Source organism: Pseudomonas sp. PGPPP4 (genome assembly GCF_002256045.1).
In the GTDB taxonomy this organism is placed as follows: Bacteria; Pseudomonadota; Gammaproteobacteria; order Pseudomonadales; family Pseudomonadaceae; genus Chryseomonas; species Chryseomonas oryzihabitans.
The window spans coordinates 66,664-84,174 of record NZ_NKID01000003.1 but is presented as its reverse complement, the minus strand read 5'-3'; the positions used below and the strand labels follow the sequence as shown (position 1 = coordinate 84,174).

General features: G+C 68.2%; 17 protein-coding genes. 10 read left to right on the top strand and 7 right to left on the bottom strand.

The window, feature by feature from the left end; genetic code table 11:
- Positions 1-84: 84 nt before the first annotated feature.
- Entirely contained in the window at positions 85-1,539 is a 1,455-nt protein-coding gene (locus tag CFE50_RS06075) for an alanine/glycine:cation symporter family protein (RefSeq protein ID WP_241807474.1), read from the bottom strand.
- A 271-nt stretch (positions 1,540-1,810) separates the two neighbouring features.
- Here CFE50_RS06075 and CFE50_RS06070 point away from each other — a divergent pair, with 271 nt between their 5' ends.
- Positions 1,811-2,599, top strand: coding sequence for a helix-turn-helix domain-containing protein (locus tag CFE50_RS06070; protein ID WP_286732010.1), 789 nt, complete (start codon positions 1,811-1,813; stop codon positions 2,597-2,599).
- Here the strand turns inward: CFE50_RS06070 and CFE50_RS06065 are convergent.
- From CFE50_RS06065 to CFE50_RS06040, 6 genes are all read right to left on the bottom strand, one after another.
- Positions 2,596-3,801 (bottom strand): GGDEF domain-containing protein, encoded by a 1,206-nt coding sequence (locus CFE50_RS06065; protein WP_241807476.1) that lies wholly within the window; start codon positions 3,799-3,801, stop codon positions 2,596-2,598. The genes CFE50_RS06070 and CFE50_RS06065 overlap by 4 nt on opposite strands.
- A 144-nt stretch (positions 3,802-3,945) precedes the next feature.
- The gene (locus CFE50_RS06060; RefSeq protein ID WP_027600465.1) at positions 3,946-5,046 is read right to left on the bottom strand and encodes a polyamine ABC transporter substrate-binding protein; all 1,101 of its coding nucleotides are present in this window, start codon (positions 5,044-5,046) and stop codon (positions 3,946-3,948) included.
- 23 nt (positions 5,047-5,069) lie between these two features.
- Positions 5,070-6,101, bottom strand: coding sequence for a histone deacetylase family protein (locus CFE50_RS06055; protein WP_241807478.1), 1,032 nt, complete (start codon positions 6,099-6,101; stop codon positions 5,070-5,072).
- A 114-nt stretch (positions 6,102-6,215) separates the two neighbouring features.
- Positions 6,216-6,575: a cupin domain-containing protein gene (locus CFE50_RS06050; protein ID WP_007160070.1), complete on the bottom strand. Its 360-nt coding sequence runs from the start codon at positions 6,573-6,575 to the stop codon at positions 6,216-6,218.
- Between the two features lie 46 nt (positions 6,576-6,621).
- Positions 6,622-7,623: an AraC family transcriptional regulator gene (locus CFE50_RS06045; protein ID WP_286732009.1), complete on the bottom strand. Its 1,002-nt coding sequence runs from the start codon at positions 7,621-7,623 to the stop codon at positions 6,622-6,624.
- A 99-nt stretch (positions 7,624-7,722) separates the two neighbouring features.
- Complete coding sequence (locus CFE50_RS06040) at positions 7,723-9,156, bottom strand: aspartate ammonia-lyase (RefSeq protein ID WP_027598670.1); 1,434 nt, start codon at positions 9,154-9,156, stop codon at positions 7,723-7,725.
- 154 nt (positions 9,157-9,310) lie between these two features.
- Here CFE50_RS06040 and CFE50_RS06035 point away from each other — a divergent pair, with 154 nt between their 5' ends.
- From CFE50_RS06035 to CFE50_RS05995, 9 genes are all read left to right on the top strand, one after another.
- Entirely contained in the window at positions 9,311-10,216 is a 906-nt protein-coding gene (locus CFE50_RS06035; protein ID WP_286732008.1) for a LysR substrate-binding domain-containing protein, read from the top strand.
- 106 nt (positions 10,217-10,322) lie between these two features.
- Entirely contained in the window at positions 10,323-11,261 is a 939-nt protein-coding gene (locus CFE50_RS06030; RefSeq protein ID WP_286732007.1) for a 4-hydroxyproline epimerase, read from the top strand.
- Positions 11,258-12,373 carry an NAD(P)/FAD-dependent oxidoreductase gene (locus CFE50_RS06025; protein ID WP_286732006.1) on the top strand — a complete coding sequence of 372 codons (1,116 nt, stop codon included), beginning with the start codon at positions 11,258-11,260 and terminating at the stop codon, positions 12,371-12,373. Before CFE50_RS06030 ends, CFE50_RS06025 begins: the two co-directional genes overlap by 4 nt.
- Entirely contained in the window at positions 12,367-12,603 is a 237-nt protein-coding gene (locus tag CFE50_RS06020) for a (2Fe-2S)-binding protein (RefSeq protein ID WP_278442614.1), read from the top strand. The genes CFE50_RS06025 and CFE50_RS06020 overlap by 7 nt, the downstream gene beginning before the upstream one ends.
- On the top strand, positions 12,600-13,835 hold the full coding sequence (locus CFE50_RS06015; protein WP_286732005.1) for an NAD(P)/FAD-dependent oxidoreductase: 1,236 nt from the start codon (positions 12,600-12,602) through the stop codon (positions 13,833-13,835). The genes CFE50_RS06020 and CFE50_RS06015 overlap by 4 nt, the downstream gene beginning before the upstream one ends.
- Positions 13,832-14,620 (top strand): AraC family transcriptional regulator, encoded by a 789-nt coding sequence (locus tag CFE50_RS06010; protein WP_241807485.1) that lies wholly within the window; start codon positions 13,832-13,834, stop codon positions 14,618-14,620. The genes CFE50_RS06015 and CFE50_RS06010 overlap by 4 nt, the downstream gene beginning before the upstream one ends.
- Entirely contained in the window at positions 14,617-15,537 is a 921-nt protein-coding gene (locus CFE50_RS06005; RefSeq protein ID WP_027598659.1) for a dihydrodipicolinate synthase family protein, read from the top strand. Before CFE50_RS06010 ends, CFE50_RS06005 begins: the two co-directional genes overlap by 4 nt.
- Before the next feature lie 373 nt (positions 15,538-15,910).
- A complete protein-coding gene (purE, locus tag CFE50_RS06000) occupies positions 15,911-16,405 on the top strand; it encodes a 5-(carboxyamino)imidazole ribonucleotide mutase (protein WP_027598658.1) in 495 nt (164 codons plus the stop codon).
- Complete coding sequence (locus tag CFE50_RS05995) at positions 16,402-17,484, top strand: 5-(carboxyamino)imidazole ribonucleotide synthase (protein WP_286732004.1); 1,083 nt, start codon at positions 16,402-16,404, stop codon at positions 17,482-17,484. Before purE ends, CFE50_RS05995 begins: the two co-directional genes overlap by 4 nt.
- The last annotated feature ends 27 nt before the right edge of the window (positions 17,485-17,511 follow it).

Here is a 17,511-nt window from a genome sequence, read left to right as displayed (position 1 = left end):
CGGCGATGGAGCCGCCTCAACCCAACCTACGGATGATGTAGGTTGGGTTGAGCGCAGCGAAGCCCAAGGTGACCACGACGGCGGTCAGTGCGCCTGGCGCGGCTGGGCGGCGCGGGCTTCGGCGACGGTCTCTTCCAGACGCTCCAGCGCCGGCCAGGCCTGGCGATCCAGGTCCAGGTCGCGGAACTGGTCGGCGTCGAACACCGGCTGGTCGACCCCAGCACGGCGCTGGGCGTCGTAGTCGTTGAGGATGCGCATGCCGACCTTGATCAGCATGGCCAGGGCGATCAGGTTGACGAAGGCCAGGCAGGTCATGGTGATGTCGGCGAAGGCGAACACCGTGGTCAGGTTCTGCATCGAGCCCCAACAGATCAGCACCAGCACCAGGCCGCGATAGCCGAGCAGCACGGCCTTGCCGCGGCCGAGCAGGTAGCGCAGGCCGTTCTCGCCCAGGTAGATGTTGTAGAGGATGCAGGTGAATACGAACAGCGACAGGGCGACGCTGATGAAGATGCGACCCCAGTCACCGACCACCGCGGCCAGCGAGTTCTGGGTCAGGACGATGCCGTCGCCTTCGAAGCCCGGGGTGTAGAAGCCCGAGAGCAGGATCAGCAGCGCGGTGCAGGTGCAGATGACGAAGGTGTCGAGGAAGACGCTGAAGGCCTGCACCACGCCCTGGGCGGCCGGGTGCTTGACCGCGGCCACGGCGGCGACGTTGGGTGCGGCGCCCAGGCCGGCTTCGTTGGCGAAGACGCCACGCTTGACGCCCATGGTGATGGCGGCGCCCAGCAGGCCGGCGAAGGCCGGTTCCAGGCCGAAGGCGCTCTTGACGATGGTCAGCAGGGTGCCGGGGACCAGGTCGATCTGGGTGACGATCACATAGAGGGTGACGGCGATGTAGGCCAGGGTCTTGACCGGCACCAGGATGTCGGAGACCGCGGCGATGCGCTTGATGCCACCGATGAACACCAGGCCCAGCAGGATGGCCAGGGCGATCCCGGTGTACTGCACCGGCAGGCCGAAGGCGTTTTCCAGCGAATGGGTCACGGTAAAGGACTGCAGGCCGACGAAGGCGAAGCCGTAGGTCACCAGCAGCAGCGCCGAGAAGGCCAGCGCCATCCAGCGCTTGTTGAGGCCGTGCTGGATGTAGTACGCCGGGCCGCCGACATAGAGGCCGTCGCCGTCGGCGCGCTTGTAGACCTGCGCGAGGGTGCACTCGAAGAAACTGCTGGCCATGCCGACCAGGGCGGTCACCCACATCCAGAACACCGCGCCGGGGCCGCCCAGGGTCACGGCCAGGCCCACGCCGGCGATGTTGCCGGCACCGACGCGACCGGCCAGGCTGAGCATCAGCGCCTGGAAGGAGCTCAGGCCGTCACCGCTGTTGCGCAGGGAATCCTTGAACACGGTGAACATGTGCGGGAAATGGCGCACCTGCACGAATCGTGAGCGCAGGGTGAAATAGCTGCCCAGGCCGACGATCAGCACGATGAGCACGTGGCCGGACAGGAAGTCGTTGAGCATTTCTAGGTAGTGCATGAAGAATCCTCGAGCATGCTAGTGATGCTCCAAGGCCGGCTCGCAAGCCTTGGGGCTATTATTGTGGAATATCCCGCCAGGACCTGCTCCCGTCGTGGGGAGACGACGGCAACAGGCGCTGGGGCGGGTCGGTCCGGGTGGAACGGGCAGTAGGTCGGACCGGGCGCCTAGATTCGGCTATCCCACCGGCGTGAACAATTCCGCGCCTCGCTTCAAAATGGCGCGACTTGATGCTAGTTTTCTGGCCGTCTGTCAAGCTCGGGCCGGACTCATGAGCGACTTTTCCGCCAATTTGCAGCTGCTCTGCCAGCGCCACCGCTCGATTGCCGCCGTCTGTCGCGCCGTCGGCATCAACCGCGCCCAGTTCAATCGCTACCTCAACGGGCAGAGCCGTCCGTCGCCCTACAACCTGCAGCGACTGGCGGAGTTCTTCGGCCTGCCGGTGGGCGATCTGCAGCTGCCACAGCGGCAATTCGCGGCGCGTCTGGCGGCGCCGGTCGGCCAGGAAACGGGGTGGGCCGGGCAGGCCCTGGCCCTGTTCGGCGAGCGTCAGGAAGGCCTGGCGCGCTATCAGGGCTACTACCACGAATACTATCCGTCGCTGTCCACGCCGGGCGTGGTGCTCTGCGGACTGGTCTGGCTGTTCGCGGAAGCGGGTGTCTTCCGCTACGTGCGCTTCGAGCGCCTGCGTCGCCGCGGCGAGACCACCAGCCAGGCACGCTTTCGCTACCTGGGCCTGGCCATGAGCCTGGAAAGCCGGCTGTTCTTTACCGACTACGAATCCCTCACCGGCAACGAGTTGTCGCAGACGGTGCTGCTGCCCAGCGCGCGCAACCGCATCGATCGCCTCAACGGACTCAAGCTGGGCGTCAGCGCTTCCGACCGACGCGAGCCGGCCTGCACCCGAGTGGTCTGGGAGTACCTGGGTACCCGCCCGCCGCGGGGTCGGGCCTATGCCCGCATCGGCCTCTACGACTGGCAGGATCCCAGCCTGGACGACGATCTGCGCCAGCGCCTGGCCAGCGTGGCCTTGGTCGATCGGGTCTATCGCCTGAGCTAGAGGGATTCCTCCATCGCTGGGTGGCAGCGATCGCAGTCCTCGAGGATGGCGCGGTCGCGCCCGGCCTGCTTGGCCCAGTAGAGCTGGCGATCGGCGGCTTCGATAAAGCTCTCGGCGCAGTCATGATCCGGTCGGGCGCAGGCGCCGCCAATGCTCACGGTCACCCGCGGACCGGCCTGGAGCCCGAGGTGGGGGATCTCCAGGCGCCGTACGGCCTCGAGCAGGCGCTGCGCCAGCTTGGCGGCATCCTCTTCGCGCGACGGCGTGCAGAGGATGGCGAATTCCTCGCCGCCGTAGCGGGCCAGGCAATCGCCGGCGCGCAATTCTTCGGCCAGGGCGCTGGCGACCTGTTGCAGACAGCGATCGCCGGCCGGATGCCCGTAGCGGTCATTGAAGGCCTTGAAGTGATCGACATCGATCATCAGCAGGAGCAGCGGCCGGGGCGGGGGATGGGCCAGTGCGCTGGCCAGGGCCTGCATCAGCGCCCGGCGATTGGCCACGCCGGTCAGGGGATCGGTGGCGGATTGCTGCGCCAGGAAGCGATTGGAGGCGGTCAGTTCTTCGTTGCGCAAGCGGTCGCGCAGGATCAGCAGATAGCCCTGACGGCGGGCGCGCTCCATCCAGAAGTTGTTGAGCAGGGTAAAGCTCGCGGTGGCGAACGCCAGGGTCATGACCAGCGATGCCTCCAGGGCCGGCAGGCTATGCATCTGGGTGGCCAGGCCGATGGCCAGCAGGGCGAACAGCGTGTGGACCGAGGCCTGGCGCAGAGGCGGGGCGATGCAGCTGTTGGTGAAGAGCGTCATCAGCGGCATGGTTGCCAGCCAGAGGGCGCGATGCGCCGCATCGGTGGCCTCGACGTCGAGCAGCGGCGGCAGATAGGCCAGCAGACAGGGCAGGATGCCCAGCCACTCGCGCGCGGGATGTTCGGCGGGTATCACCCCCAGCGCCAGCAACACCACCCCGCCGCCGATCACCACCAGCGCGCTGAGCAGGGTGATGAGCCAGAAGGCATCGGTCATGAGGATCCAGTCCCAGATCGAGAAGCTGGCGTAGGCGAGGATGGCCACGGTCAGGCTGATGCGCAGGTGCCGTCGGCGCGAACGGGCGATATCGTGCTGGTAATGCCGTTCCAATACCGGTTCGAAGCGCAGGGCCCAGAAAGGGCGCGCCAGCGCTCGGGTGAGGGCGAGACTGAGGGACATGACGCCGTACCTGGCAGGTAAATCCAATGGGTCACTTCAGCACAATAAGTCCCTTAGCGCGATAGAGGGTTCCCGGATGCGGGGGTGTAACCGCCGAATGGTAGCCATTGGCTACCATTCGGATGGTCAAGGACGCCGTGGCCGCTAGTTACCGGCCTTGATGCGACTCCAGGCGCGGGTACGGACTCGCTCGATGGGTTGCGGCAGCGGCTGCACCACATAGAGCTTCTTGAGCATTTCCGGGGTGGGCACCAGGTCGTGGTTGTCGCGGATGGCGGCGGTCACCAGCGGCATGCCCGGCTTGTTGGCGTTGGGATAGCCGAGGTAGTCGCTGATCCCGGCGATCACCTTGGGTTCGAGCAGGTAGTTGATGAAGGCATGGGCCTGGTCGACATTGGCGGCACTGGCCGGAATGGCCCAGGTGTCGAACCAGATGGGCGCGCCCTCGCGTGGTAGACGCCAGTCCACCACCACGCCGTTGCCGGCTTCCTTGGCGCGATTGCCGAACTGGTAGAAGCTGCCCGAATAGCCCACCGCCACGCAGATGTCGCCGTTGGCGATATCGGTCATGTACTTGGTGGAGTTGAAGTAGGCCATGTAGGGGCGAATCTTCAGCATCAGCGCCGTGGCCTTTTCGTAGTCCTTGGCGTTGGCGCTGTTGGGGTCCAGGCCCAGGTAGTGCAGCACCACCGGCAGGATGTCCGAGGGCGAGTCCAGCATGGCCACGCCACAGCTCTTGAGTTTGGCCATGTTCTCTGGCTTGAACACCAGGTCCCAGCTGTCCACCGGTGCGTCCGCCCCCAGCGCCGCCTTGACCTTGGCCGGATTGAAGCCGATCAGGATGGTGCCGTACATGTAGGGCACGCCGTACTGGTTGCCCGGATCGTTGACCTCCAGCAGTTTGAGCAACTCGGGATCGAGATTCTGCCAGTTGGGCAGCTTGCTCTTGTCCAGCTTCTGGAACACCCCGGCCTTGATCTGGGTTTCCAGGAACTGGTTGGAAGGAATCACCAGGTCATAGCCGGAGCGACCGGTGAGCAGCTTGGCTTCCAGCGACTCGTTACTGTCAAAGGTGTCCCAGGTGACGCGGATGCCGGTCTGCTTGGCGAAGTCCTTGGGCGTCTCGGGCAGGATGTAGTCGGCCCAGTTGTAGACCCGCAGTTCACCGGGATCGGCGGCCTGGACGGCGGTGGCGAGCAGGGCGCCGCCGAGCAGGGCGGTGAGCGGACGCAGGAGGCTGTGCATGGTCGGATTCCTCGCGATAGGGATCAGGCGCCGTCGAAGGCGGCCAGGACGTTCACCGTGTTGATGCCGATCTCCGCCACGGCGTAACCGCCTTCCATGACGAACAGGGTCGGCAGGCCGAGCCGCGCCAGGCGTTCGCCCAGGCGCAGGTAGTCGTCGCTCTCCAGCTTGAACTGGGAAATGGGATCGGCCTTGAAGGTGTCCACGCCCAGGGAGACCAGCAGCAGGTCCGGGGCATAGTCCTGCACGCGCGCCAGCGCCACCTCCAGGGCGGCGCTCCAGCGGTCCCAGGCACTGCCGGCGGGCAGCGGCAGATTGAGATTGAAGCCCTGGCCCGCCCCGCTGCCGGTCTCGTCGGCATAGCCGAGGAAGAAGGGGAATTCGAAACCCGGATCGCCGTGCAGCGAGAGGAACAGCACATCGTCGCGCGCATAGAAGATGTCCTGGGTGCCGTTGCCGTGGTGGTAGTCGACATCGAGGATGGCCACCCGCCGGGCGCCGCCGTCGAGGGCGGCCTGGGCGGCGATGGCGGCGTTGTTCAGATAGCAGTAGCCGCCCATGACATCGGCGGCGGCGTGGTGGCCCGGCGGGCGGCAGAGGGCGAAGGCGCTGCGTGCGCCCGCGGCGACCTCGGCCCCGGCACTCAGGGCCACCTGGGCGGCGCTGTAGGCGGCCTGCCAGGTGCCGGCGGTGATGGGCGCACCGCCGTCGAAGCTGTAGTAACCCAGGCGCCCGTGCAGGCTGGTGGGCGGCAGCACCTGGCGCAGGGTGCGCGCCGGCCAGGTATAGGGCAGCAGGTCCACGGTCTCGCCGCGGGCCGCCCATTCGTCCCAGGCGCCGGCGAGAAAGTCGAGATAGGCCGTGCTGTGGATGCGTGCCAGTGGCGCCCGGCCGAAGTCCCTGGGCGGCACCACCTCGCCGAGCTGCCTACGGTGACACTCGGCGAGGATGAATTCGACGCGCTGGGGCTTTTCGAAACAGGGCTGCAACTGGCCATCGATCAATTCGCAGCGGCCGTGATGCAGGGCGTGATCGGGACTGTGGTGGATGCGCATGGCGACTCCGGGCGGCGGGCTCTCTCCAGATTCTTGCCAGCCCGGCGGCCCGCGACGAGAGGCGCTGCGGCCAAAAGGGGATAGATCCGGCCAGATTGCGCCCGGCGGCGGCCATCAGCCGCCCTTGGCTTCGTAGACCACGAAGCGCTTCAGGGTCGGCTCCAGCACCTCCCAGGTGCCCTGGAAGCCGCGCGGCACGACAAAGCTGCTGCCGGGCCCGAGCCGGGTGGCGTGGCCCTGGTCATCGGTGACCAGACTCACCCCTTCGAGGATCTGGCAGTACTCCTCTTCGGTGTAGTTCACCCGCCACTTGCCCACCTCGCTGTGCCAATGGCCGACGGCGAACACGCCGCTGCCATCCTCGTAGTCGAGCCAGAGGCTCTGCAGCGGATCGCCCTCCAGGCGCTTTTCCGCCGGCAGGCGGTATTGGTCGGTGGGTTGGCCGCGGTCCGCGAGCAGGGTCAGCGAGGGCATGGGGAATCCTCCATGGGGACGGGAAGCGCTCAGCATACGCCGGCCGCTAGAGTCGATAACCCCGCGGCGACTGGCCGCTCCAGCGGCGGAAGGCATGGCGGAAGCTGGCCGTCTCGCTGAAACCCATCGCCTCGGCGATGCGATAGATGGGCAGCCGCTCCTGGGCCAGCAGGTCGCGCGCCCGCACGAAGCGCAACTCGTCCAGCAATTGCTGATAGCCGCTGCCGCCGGCCTGCAGGTGGCGACGCAGGCTGCGCGGCGCCATGCCGAGATGGTCGGCCAGGGCCGCGAAGGAGGGCGGGGCCGCCAGGTCGGCGCCCAGCAGGGTGCGGATGCGGGCGAGCAGGGCGCGCTGGCGATCCTGTTCGGGGGCGAGACGCCCGCACTGCTCCAAGGCGTCGCGATGGGTCACCGGATCGGCCAGTGGCAGTCCGCGATCAAGCCAGGCAGCGGGAAAGGCCAGGCCGTTGAGGGCGGCGGCGAAGGCCAGGGGCGTGGCGCCGAAGCAGTCGCCATAGCGCGCGCGATAGACCGGCTCGGCGTGCCGAAAGGCCACCTGCACCAGCGGCAGGGACGTACCCAAGAGGTCGCAGCAGATCGCCAGCAGCGACGCCAGACAGCACTCGGCGTTGCAGCGCTCCAGCTCCGGGGCGAAGGGATGGTCGTCGGCCCTGAGCCAGGCCAATTCGCCGTGGCGCTCCAGGCGCAGGGTGAAATAGGCGCCCAGCAGGCTTTGGTGGGCCAGGGCCGCCTGCAGCGCGGCGCCCAGGGTCGGGGCGCTGAGCAGGGCATAGCCGAGCAGGCCGTAGCCGGAGACGCGCAGCCGCCAGCCCAGCAGCAGCCCCAGTTCGGGCGGTGCCACCGGCAGGGCGTTGGCGATGACCCGCTGTTCCTGGGCCAGGGTGATGAGCCGATGGGGCTGTTCGAGGTCGTCCAGCCGCAGGCCGCTGCCGGCCAGCAGGGGCGCCGCCCGGGCGGGCGTGTCGGCGGCCAGTTGCTGGAGCACCAGGGACACCAGGTTGAGATTGATCAGACCGGACTGACGCATACGAAAACTCCCCGGGGCGGTGGCAGCCTTCCAAGCAAGAAGGATACCGCGCCCGCGGGGAGTTGCCGTCGGTTACCGCTCAGGTCTGGCGGACGGGACTCAGACCTTGGCTTTCAGCGGTACCAGCCGCGGGGCGATCATGTTTTCCGGGCGCAGGATGTCGTCCAGGGTCGCCTCGTCCAGCAGATTTTCCTCGCGCACCAGTTCCAGGACGCCGCGACCGGTTTCCAGCGCCGTCTTGGCGATGCGGGTAGAGGTCTCGTAGCCCAGGTAGGGGTTGAGCGCGGTGACCAGGCCGATGGAGTGCTCCACCTGGCGGCGGCAGTGCTCGACGTTGGCGGTGATGCCGGTGATGCAATGCTCGCGCAGCATGTCCATGGCGCGCTGCAAGAGGCGGATGGAGTCGAAGATCTTGTAGGCGATCAGGGGCTCCATGACGTTGAGCTGCAGCTGGCCACCCTCGGCTGCCAGGGTCAGCGCCAGGTCGTTGCCGATGATCTCGAAGGCCACTTGGTTGACCGCTTCGGGGATCACCGGATTGACCTTGCCCGGCATGATGGAGCTGCCCGGCTGGCGCGGCGGCAGGTTGATCTCGTTGATGCCGGTGCGCGGACCGCTGGAGAGCAGGCGCAGGTCGTTGCAGATCTTCGACAGCTTCACCGCGGTGCGCTTGAGCATGCCGGAGAACAGCACGAAGGCGCCCATGTCCGAGGTGGCCTCGATCAGGTCGGCGGCGGGCTTGAGCGGCTGGCCGCTGATCTCCGCCAGGCGCTGCACGGCCAGCAGCTGGTAGCCGGGATCGGCGTTGATGCCGGTGCCGATGGCGGTACCGCCCAGGTTGACCTCGGTGAGCAGTTCCGGCGCCAGGCTCTTCAGCCGCGCCAGGTCTTCGCCCAGGGTGGTGGCGAAGGCATGGAATTCCTGGCCGAGGGTCATGGGCACCGCGTCCTGCAGCTGGGTGCGACCCATCTTCAGCACTTCGGCGAATTCCACGCCCTTGGCGGCGAAGGCGGTGATCAGGCTGTCCAGGCTGGCGAGCAGGGCGTCATGGCCAAGCAGCAGGCCCAGGCGGATGGCGGTGGGGTAGGCGTCGTTGGTCGACTGCGCCATGTTGACGTCGTTGTTCGGATGCAGGTGGCGATACTCGCCCTTGGCGTGGCCGAGCAGCTCCAGGGCCACGTTGGCGATCACCTCGTTGGCGTTCATGTTGGTCGAGGTGCCGGCCCCGCCCTGGATCATGTCCACCACGAACTGGTCGTGGAATTCGCCGCGAATGATGCGCGAGCAGGCGTCGTTGATCGCCTGGTGCTTTTCCGCGGGCAGATGGCCCAGTCGGTGGTTGGCGTCGGCCGCCGCCTGCTTGACCATGGCCAGGGCCACCACCAGCTTGGGGTAGTGACCGAGGGGCACGCCGGAGAGGCGGAAGTTCTGCACGGCGCGCAGGGTCTGGATGCCGTAGTAGGCATCGGCAGGGACTTCGAGGGTACCGAGGAGATCTTTTTCGAGGCGGACGGATGATGCAGAGTCGGACATGATAGCGTTGGGCTTCGATCGAGCGGCGGGCGCCGCGATGCCCTAGAATCTAGGCCTGCCAGCCGATCCCGGCCAATGCCGATCCGCCAAGCCTCATGCCGGATCGGCATAACTCTGGTTGTGACCTCGCGAGATCAGACGACGTATGGGTGCCATGAACATCGAATTCAAATGGCTGGAAGACTTCGTGGCCCTGGCGGCCACCTACAGTTTTTCCCAGGCCGCCGAAAAGCGTTTCGTCACCCAGCCCGCCTTCAGCCGACGCATCCGCGCGCTGGAGGAAAGCGTCGGCCTGACCCTGGTGGACAGATCCCATACGCCAGTTAGCCTCACCGAAGCCGGTCAGCTGTTTCTGGTCACGGCGCGCAGCGTGGTGGAGCAGCTGGGCGAGACGGTACGCCACCTGCACCACCTCGAAGGCGGGCAGGGCGAGGTGCTGCAATTCGCCGCCGCCCATTCCCTGGCGCTGGGCTTCTTTCCGCAGTGGATCGCCGGTCTGCGCGGCCAGGGCCTGGCCCTGGCCAGCCGCCTGGTGGCCACCAACGTCGGCGATGCCATCCACGCCCTGCGCGACGGCGCCTGCGACCTGATGCTGGCCTTCCACGATCCCGATGCGGCCCTGCAGATGGATCCGGAGCTGTTTCCCTCGCTGCACCTGGCGCACACTGCCATGCTGCCGGTCTGCGCCACCGATGCCAACGGCCAGCCGCTGTTCCAGCTGGACGGGGAGGGCAGCGTCCCGCTGCTGGCCTACAGCGCCGGGGCCTTTCTCGGTCGCTCGGTCAATCTGTTGCTGCGCCAGCGCAAGTTGCGCGCCGTGACCCTCTATGAAACCGCCATGGCCGACAGCCTCAAGACCATGGCGCTGCAGGGCCTGGGGGTGGCCTGGGTGCCACAGCTGTCGGTGGCCGCGGAGCTGGCCCGCGGCGAACTGGCCATCTGCGGCGACGCCGCCTGGCAGGTCGGCCTGGAGATCCGCCTCTACCGCTGTGCCCTGTTGCGCAAACGGCTGGTGCAGCAGGTCTGGCGCCATCTGGAAAACCAAAGCCACAGCGGCTGATCGACGACGATCGACTGTGCTGATATCGGCTTTTAGCTAGCCGACGTCCTGCAAGCCTTTTGTGCCGATCTGCGCGACACTGGCCTCTCTCTCACGGAGGTCAGCCATGCAGCGCATCCGCGTCATCGACTCCCACACCGGCGGTGAACCCACGCGCCTGGTGCTGGATGGTTTTCCCGATCTCGGCCACGGCAGCATGGCCGAACGCCGCAGCCGTCTGGCCGGCGAACACGACGCCTTCCGCCGGGCCTGCATGCGCGAACCGCGGGGCAACGAGGTACTGGTCGGGGCGTTGCTCTGCGAGCCGGTATCCTCCGCGGCCAGCGCTGGCGTGGTGTTCTTCAACGAGGTCGGCTACCTGGGCATGTGCGGTCACGGCACCATCGGCCTGGTGGTGTCCCTGGCTCACCTTGGCCGGATCGGCCCCGGCGATCACCTGATCGAGACCCCGGTCGGCGACGTCACCGCCACCCTGCATGACGACGGCAGCGTCAGCGTGCGCAACGTCCCGGCCTATCGCTATCGCCACGCCGTCCAGGTGGAGATTCCCGGCCATGGGCCGGTCACCGGCGACATCGCCTGGGGTGGCAACTGGTTCTTTCTCTGTGCCGATCACGGCCAGCGCATCGCCGCCGACAACCTTGACGACCTGCTCGCCTTCAGCCTGGCCCTGCGTGGCGCCCTGGAGGCCGCCGGCATCACCGGCGAGCAGGACGGCCATATCGATCACATCGAACTCTTCGCCGACGACCCGGACGGCGCCGACAGTCGCAGCTACGTGCTCTGCCCGGGGCGGGCCTACGATCGCTCCCCCTGCGGCACCGGCACCAGCGCCAAGCTGGCCTGCCTTGCCGCCGACGGCGACCTGGCCCCCGGCGCCGTCTGGCAGCAGGCCAGCGTCATCGGCAGTCGCTTCGAAGCCCATTATCAGCCCGGCGACGAAGGCCGCATCCTGCCGGTGATCCGCGGCCGCGCTCACGTCATGGCCGAAGCGACCCTGCTGCTGGCCGCGGACGATCCCTTCGCCTGGGGTATCCCGGGGTGACGTCCGTGGCGGAGGTCCTCGTCGTCGGCGCCGGCATCGTCGGGGCCAGTTGCGCCGCGGCCCTGGCCGCGCGCGGCTGTCGCGTGCGGGTGCTGGACGCCGGCCTGCCCGGCGCCTCCGCCGCCGGCATGGGCCACCTGGTGGTGATGGACGACGACCCCGCCGAATTGACCCTGAGCGCGCGCTCCCTGGCGCTCTGGCGCGAACTGGTGCCCCAGCTGCCCACTGCCGCCGACTACCGCAACTGCGGCACCCTCTGGCTGGCCCGCGATGCCGCCGAGCTCGATCTGATCGAAGCGAAGCGCCAGCGCCTGGATGCACAGGGTGTCGCCAACCAGCCGCTGAACGCTGCGGCCACTGCCGCGGCGGAACCGGCATTGACCGCCCTGGCTGGTAGCCTGGAGGTGCCCGGCGACGGCCTGCTCTATGCACCCGTGGTGGCCGCCTGGTTGCTGCAACGCTCGCCACTGATCGAATTCCAGCGTGCCCGGGTGAGCGCCGTCGAAGGCTCGCGGGTGCGCCTGGACGACGGGCGTTGGCTGAGCGCCGACGCCGTGGTGCTCGCCGCCGGCCTGCAGGCCGCCAGTCTCTGCCCGGACCTGCCGCTGGTGCCCAAGAAGGGCCATCTGCTGATCACCGATCGCTATCCCGAGCAGGTCCGCCACCAGCTGGTGGAGATCGGCTACGGCGCCAGCGCCCACGCCAGCAGCGGCGCCTCGGTGGCCTTCAATGTCCAGCCGCGACCCACCGGCCAGTTGCTGATCGGCTCGTCGCGCCAGTTCGAGCGTCCGGACATGGCCGTGGAACCTGCGGTGGTCGGCCAGCTGCTGCGCCGCGCCCTGGATTTCCTGCCCGGCCTGACCCATACCTCACTGATCCGCGGCTGGACCGGCCAGCGCGCCGCCAGCCCCGATGGCTTGCCACTGATCGGCGCCCATCCCGATCAGCCCGGTCTATGGCTGGCGGTCGGTCACGAGGGCCTGGGCGTCACCACCGCGCCGGCCACCGCCGAAGCCATCGTCAGTGGGCTGTTCGGCGAGGGTTCCACGTTCCACGTGGAACCCTTCGCCCCGGCCCGCTTCGCGACTGCCCCCAGGAGCCTGGCATGCTGACCCTGTTCATCGATGGCGAGCGCCTGGAGATGCGTCCCGGCAGTCTGCTCACCGCGGCCCTGGCCAAGAGCGGCAACCCCGCGGCGCGCCGTTCGGTAAGCGGTGAAGCCCGCGCGCCCTTTTGCGGCATGGGCATCTGCCAGGAATGCCGGGTACAGGTCGATGGCGTACGTCGCCTGGCCTGCCAGACGCCGTGCCAGGACGGCATGCAGGTGGAGCGCCTGTCATGAACGCCATGCGCTGCGATCTGCTCATCATCGGCGCCGGCCCGGCCGGTCTCGCCGCCGCCCGCGCGGCCAGTGGTCGGGGCCTGAGCCTGGTGCTGCTGGACGACAATCCCTTGCCCGGCGGCCAGATCTGGCGCGCTCGCGCGGGACAGGTCGCCGCCGAGGTCGGTCAATTGCCGGCAGACGTCACCCTGCTTACCCAGACCCGCGTCGCCGCGGTCCTGGGCTCGCACCAGCTACTGCTGGAAGACGCCCAGGGCAGCCGTACCCTGGACTTCGAGACCCTGATTCTCTGCACCGGTGCCCGCGAACTGCTGCTGCCCTTTCCCGGCTGGACCCTGCCCGGAGTGACCGGCGCGGGTGGTCTACAGGCGCTGATCAAGGGTGGCGTGGAGGTGGCCGATGAGCGCCTGGTGGTCGCCGGTACCGGTCCGCTGCTGCTGGCCAGCGCCACCACCGCGCGCCAGGCGGGTGCCCGGGTCGCCCTGGTCGCCGAACAGGCCGGGCGCCGCGCCGTACTCGCGTTCGGTCTGCAGCTCTGGCGTTGGCCGAACAAGTTGCGCCAGGCGCTGACGCTGGCCACTCCCCGTTATAGCCCCGGCACCTGGGTCGAGGCGGCGCTCGGCAGCGATCGCCTCGAAGCCGTGCGCCTGCGCCAGGGCGAGCGTCGCTGGGAGATCGCCTGCGACCGCCTGGCCTGTGGCTACGGCCTGGTGCCCAATGTCGAACTGGCCCAGAGCCTCGGCTGCGCGACCCTGGACGGCGCCGTGGCGGTGGATAGCCACCAGCGCACCAGCCAGCCGCACATCCTGGCCGCCGGCGAATGCACCGGCATCGGCGGCAACGAACTGGCCCAGGCCACCGGCCGTATCGCCGGACTGGTCGCCAGCGGCCGCCTCGACGCCATTGCCAGTGTGCAGGCCGAAGCCCGCACCTGGCGCCGTTTTGCCGCCCAGCTGGCCCGTACCTTCACCCTGGACCCGGCCATCGCCCGCCTGGCCCAGCCGGACACCCTGGTCTGCCGCTGCGAAGACGTCACCCTTGGCGCCCTGGTCGGCCATGCCGACTGGACCCAGGCCAAGCTGCGCAGCCGCTGCGGCATGGGCGCCTGCCAGGGCCGCATCTGCGGCCAGGCCACCCGCGTCTTGCTGGGCTGGACGCCGCCGGCGCCGCGCTTTCCCCTGCAACCCACCCGTATCGACAGCCTGCTGACCCTGACCGAGGACGAGAGATGAACGCCGCCTACCTGGACGCCCTGAGCCGCGCCCGGCCCGCCGACCTGCCCGCGCTGCTCGCCAGCCTGAGCCTGGTGGCACCGCTGCTCGACGCCATCCCCGGCGTGGTGTTCTTCGTCAAGGATCTGGAGGCGCGCTATGTGCTGGTCAACCTGACCCTGGCCCAACGTTGCGGCTTTGAGAGCGTTGCCGAATTGCTCGGCAAGACCGCTGAGGAAGTCTTTCCCGCGCCCCTGGGCGGCGCCTACGCCGAGCAGGATCGCCGCGTGCTGCGCGAAGGCCTGGCGCTGGATGACCAGCTGGAATTGCACCTCTACGCCGGTCGTACCCCGGGCTGGTGCCTGACCCGCAAGCTGCCGCTGCACGACGCCCAGGGCCAGTTGATGGGCATGGCCGGCATCTCCCACGACCTGCAGGCGCCGGCCGCCGATCATCCGGCCCACGCCAAGGTGGCCGAGGTCGATCGCTACCTCCGCGAGCACTATGCCCAGCCGCTCTCGGTGGGCGAACTGAGTCAGAGAGTCGGCCTGTCGGTCTCCCAGCTCGAGCGCCAGTGCAAGCGCATCCTGCGCCTCACGCCCCAGCAGTTGCTGCACAAGGCCCGGCTCGACGCCGCCTCGCGCCTGCTGGCCCGCGATCTGCCCGTCACCGAGGTGGCCCTGGCCTGTGGCTATACCGACCACAGCGCCTTCAGCCGCCAGTTCCGCCGTCTCACCGGCCTGTCGCCCCGGCAATACCGCGACTCTCTCAAGCCCCGTTCCCGTCTGGAGGAAACCCCCGCATGAGCACTCCCCGCGTTAACTGGAGCGGCGTCTTTCCCGCCGTCACCACCCAATTCAACGACGACTTCTCGGTCAACCTGGAAAAGACCCATGGCGTGATCAGCAACCTGGTGCGCGATGGCGTCTCCGGCCTGGTGATGTGCGGGACCGTGGGCGAGAACACCTCCCTGACCCTGGAAGAAAAGATCTCCCTGGTGGAGGTCGCCAAGGACGCCGCCGGTGGTCGCGTACCGGTGATCTGCGGCGTGGCCGAATTCACCAGCCTCAATGCCACCCGCACCGCCCAGGCGGTCGGTCGCGCCGGCGCCGACGGCATCATGCTCATGCCGGCCCTGGTCTACTCGGCCAAGCCCCACGAGACCGCCGCCCACTTCCGCAGCGTGGCCAGCGCCCTCGACCTGCCGCTGATGGTCTACAACAACCCGCCGATCTATAAGAACGATGTCACCCCGGACATCCTCATCTCCCTGGCCGACGTCGACAACATCGTCTGCTTCAAGGATTCCTCCGGCGACACCCGTCGCTTCATCGACGTGCGCAACGAGGTGGGTGACCGCTTCGTGCTCTTCGCCGGTCTCGACGACGTGGTGCTGGAAAGCATCGCGGTGGGCGCCGAAGGCTGGGTCTCGGGCATGTCCAACATCTTCCCCACCGAAGGCGAAACCATCTTCCGCCTGGCCAAGGCCGGTCGCTTCGCCGAGGCCATGCCGCTCTACGAATGGTTCATGCCGCTGCTGCACCTGGATGCCCGCCCGGACCTGGTGCAGTGCATCAAGCTCTGCGAAGAACTCGCCGGCCGCGGCAGCGCCCTGACCCGTCCGCCACGCCTGGCCCTGCCCGACGCGGACCGCGCCTTCGTCGAACGCCTGATGGCCAAGGCCCTGGAAACCCGCCCGCAGTTGCCTGACGTGGGGATCTGAGGCAAGGCCTTATCGCGGCCATGGCGGTCCGCCGACGTGGCCGCTCTTACAGGTTCAGATACGACTGTAGGAGCGGCCCATGGCCGCGATAAAAACCACCCCTCACGCCGCGCCAATCCACCCCCTCTCCTGCCTGCGGGAAAGGGCCGGGGTGAGGGCGCTCTCTAGCGCGATCCCACCTCAAGCGTCCAGGCATCTAGCCCGCACCTCTCGCCCCACACCACCACCCGTCCCGTGAGCGCCACAGCCTGTCCTCCAACCGACAGGCGATACCCGGCGCAGGGGCACGCTCCGCCCCGCTTTCGTCTATACTAGGCCGCTCATTTCCCAAGCCACGTCCACCGCGTGGCTTCTTCATTTCAGAGGCACGACGATGAGCGCACTCGTAGGCGTGATCATGGGCTCCAAGTCCGACTGGTCCACCCTGAGCCACACCGCCGACATGCTGGACAAGCTGGGCATTCCCCACGAAGTGAAGGTGGTCTCCGCCCACCGCACCCCCGATCTGCTGTTCCAGTACGCCGAAGAGGCCGCCGGGCGCGGTATCGAGGTGATCATCGCCGGGGCCGGCGGCGCCGCCCACCTGCCGGGCATGTGCGCTGCCAAGACCCACCTGCCGGTGCTGGGCGTGCCGGTGCAGTCGTCCATGCTCTCGGGCGTCGACTCCCTGCTGTCCATCGTGCAGATGCCGGCCGGTGTACCGGTCGCCACCCTGGCCATCGGCAAGGCCGGCGCCATCAACGCCGCGCTGCTGTCCGCCAGCATTCTCGGCGGCAAGTACCCCGAATACCACGAGCGGCTCAACGCCTTTCGCGAAGAGCAGACCCGCACCGTGCTGGACAACCCCGATCCGAGGGAGCAGGCATGAAGATCGGCGTCATCGGTGGCGGCCAGCTGGGCCGCATGCTCGCCCTGGCCGGCACGCCGCTGGGCATGAACTTCGCCTTTCTCGATCCGGCGCCTGACGCCTGCGCCGCCGCCCTGGGCGAACACCTGCGCGCCGACTACGGCGACCAGGATCACCTGCACCAGCTGGCCGACGAGGTCGATCTGGTGACCTTCGAATTCGAGAGCGTCCCGGCCGAGACCGTGGCCTTCCTCTCGCAATTCGTGCCGGTCTATCCGTCCGCCGAAGCCCTGCGCATCGCCCGTGACCGCCTGTTCGAGAAGTCCATGTTCCGCGACCTGGGGATCCCCACCCCGGCCTTTGCCGACGTCCTCTCCCAGGCCGACCTGGACGCCGCCGTGGCCCGCATCGGTCTGCCGGCCGTGCTCAAGACCCGCACCCTGGGCTACGACGGCAAGGGCCAAAAGGTCCTGCGCCAGCCGGAAGACGTCACCGACGCCTTTGCCGAACTGGGCAGCGTGCCCCTGCTGCTGGAAGGCTTCGTGCCCTTCACCGGCGAGGTCTCCCTGGTCACGGTGCGCGGTCGTGATGGCGAGGTGGCCTGCTATCCGCTGGTGCACAACACCCACGAGAGCGGCATCCTGCGCCTGTCGGTAGCCAGTTCCGACCATCCGCTGCAGGCCCTGGCCGAAGACTATGCCCGCCGCGTGCTAGAGCAGCTCGACTACGTCGGCGTGCTGGCCTTCGAGTTCTTCGAGGTCGAGGGTGGCCTGAAAGCCAACGAGATCGCCCCGCGCGTGCACAACTCCGGGCACTGGACCATCGAAGGCGCCGAGTGCAGCCAGTTCGAGAACCACCTGCGCGCCGTGGCCGGCTTGCCGCTGGGTTCCACCGCCAAGGTCGGCGAGAGCGCCATGGTCAACTTCATCGGCTCGGTACCGCCGGTGGCCGCCGTCACCGCCCTGGAAGACTGCCACCTGCACCACTACGGCAAGGCCTTCAAGGCCGGGCGCAAGGTCGGTCACGCCACCCTGCGCAGCGCCGATGCCGCGACCCTGCAGACCCGCATCGCCGCCCTGGAAGCCCTGATCCAGGATTGATGCCAGACGGCTTCCGCACACGGAAGC

Coding starts and splice junctions, on each gene's coding strand:
- CFE50_RS06075 (WP_241807474.1), bottom strand. CDS start 1,539: ATGCACTACCTAGAAATGCTCAACGACTTCCTGTCCGGCCACGTGCTC.
- CFE50_RS06070 (WP_286732010.1), top strand. CDS start 1,811: ATGAGCGACTTTTCCGCCAATTTGCAGCTGCTCTGCCAGCGCCACCGC.
- CFE50_RS06065 (WP_241807476.1), bottom strand. CDS start 3,801: ATGTCCCTCAGTCTCGCCCTCACCCGAGCGCTGGCGCGCCCTTTCTGG.
- CFE50_RS06060 (WP_027600465.1), bottom strand. CDS start 5,046: ATGCACAGCCTCCTGCGTCCGCTCACCGCCCTGCTCGGCGGCGCCCTG.
- CFE50_RS06055 (WP_241807478.1), bottom strand. CDS start 6,101: ATGCGCATCCACCACAGTCCCGATCACGCCCTGCATCACGGCCGCTGC.
- CFE50_RS06050 (WP_007160070.1), bottom strand. CDS start 6,575: ATGCCCTCGCTGACCCTGCTCGCGGACCGCGGCCAACCCACCGACCAA.
- CFE50_RS06045 (WP_286732009.1), bottom strand. CDS start 7,623: ATGCGTCAGTCCGGTCTGATCAATCTCAACCTGGTGTCCCTGGTGCTC.
- CFE50_RS06040 (WP_027598670.1), bottom strand. CDS start 9,156: ATGTCCGACTCTGCATCATCCGTCCGCCTCGAAAAAGATCTCCTCGGT.
- CFE50_RS06035 (WP_286732008.1), top strand. CDS start 9,311: ATGAACATCGAATTCAAATGGCTGGAAGACTTCGTGGCCCTGGCGGCC.
- CFE50_RS06030 (WP_286732007.1), top strand. CDS start 10,323: ATGCAGCGCATCCGCGTCATCGACTCCCACACCGGCGGTGAACCCACG.
- CFE50_RS06020 (WP_278442614.1), top strand. CDS start 12,367: ATGCTGACCCTGTTCATCGATGGCGAGCGCCTGGAGATGCGTCCCGGC.
- CFE50_RS06015 (WP_286732005.1), top strand. CDS start 12,600: ATGAACGCCATGCGCTGCGATCTGCTCATCATCGGCGCCGGCCCGGCC.
- CFE50_RS06010 (WP_241807485.1), top strand. CDS start 13,832: ATGAACGCCGCCTACCTGGACGCCCTGAGCCGCGCCCGGCCCGCCGAC.
- CFE50_RS06005 (WP_027598659.1), top strand. CDS start 14,617: ATGAGCACTCCCCGCGTTAACTGGAGCGGCGTCTTTCCCGCCGTCACC.
- purE (WP_027598658.1), top strand. CDS start 15,911: ATGAGCGCACTCGTAGGCGTGATCATGGGCTCCAAGTCCGACTGGTCC.
- CFE50_RS05995 (WP_286732004.1), top strand. CDS start 16,402: ATGAAGATCGGCGTCATCGGTGGCGGCCAGCTGGGCCGCATGCTCGCC.